The 525-nt window shown below is 46.3% G+C and carries 2 protein-coding genes; both read left to right on the top strand.

The window, feature by feature from the left end:
- Nucleotides 1–30 precede the first annotated feature (30 nt).
- Entirely contained in the window at nucleotides 31–237 is a 207-nt protein-coding gene (locus tag WQ54_RS17675) for a phage NinH family protein (RefSeq protein WP_002901791.1), read from the top strand.
- Nucleotides 215–525 (top strand): metallophosphoesterase (locus WQ54_RS17670; RefSeq protein WP_003067982.1); only part of this gene is annotated, 311 nt, incomplete at its 3' end. The genes WQ54_RS17675 and WQ54_RS17670, both read left to right, overlap by 23 nt.

Genomic DNA, 525 nt, shown 5'->3' with positions numbered 1-525 from the left:
AGACCTGCGAAATAGCAGAAGTGAGGCCGCATGACGTTCTCAGTAAAAACCATTCCAGACATGCTCGTTGAAACATACGGAAATCAGACAGAAGTAGCACGCAGACTGAAATGTAGTCGCGGTACGGTCAGAAAATACGTTGATGATAAAGACGGGAAAATGCACGCCATCGTCAACGACGTTCTCATGGTTCATCGCGGATGGAGTGAAAGAGATGCGCTATTACGAAAAAATTGATGGCAGCAAATACCGAAATATTTGGGTAGTTGGCGATCTGCACGGATGCTACACGAACCTGATGAACAAACTGGATACGATTGGATTCGACAACAAAAAAGACCTGCTTATCTCGGTGGGCGATTTGGTTGATCGTGGTGCAGAGAACGTTGAATGCCTGGAATTAATCACATTCCCCTGGTTCAGAGCTGTACGTGGAAACCATGAGCAAATGATGATTGATGGCTTATCAGAGCGTGGAAACGTTAATCACTGGCTGCTTAATGGCGGTGGCTGGTTCTTTACCCG

Origin of the sequence: Bacillus sp. SA1-12, assembly GCF_000981385.1 — a bacterium.
Taxonomy (GTDB): domain Bacteria; phylum Bacillota; class Bacilli; order Bacillales; family Bacillaceae; genus Metabacillus.
This window is presented reverse-complemented; position numbering and strand designations above follow the sequence as displayed.

Excerpts from the sequence above, each read along its gene's own strand:
- WQ54_RS17675 (WP_002901791.1), top strand. The coding sequence starts at position 31 with ATGACGTTCTCAGTAAAAACCATTCCAGACATGCTCGTTGAAACATAC.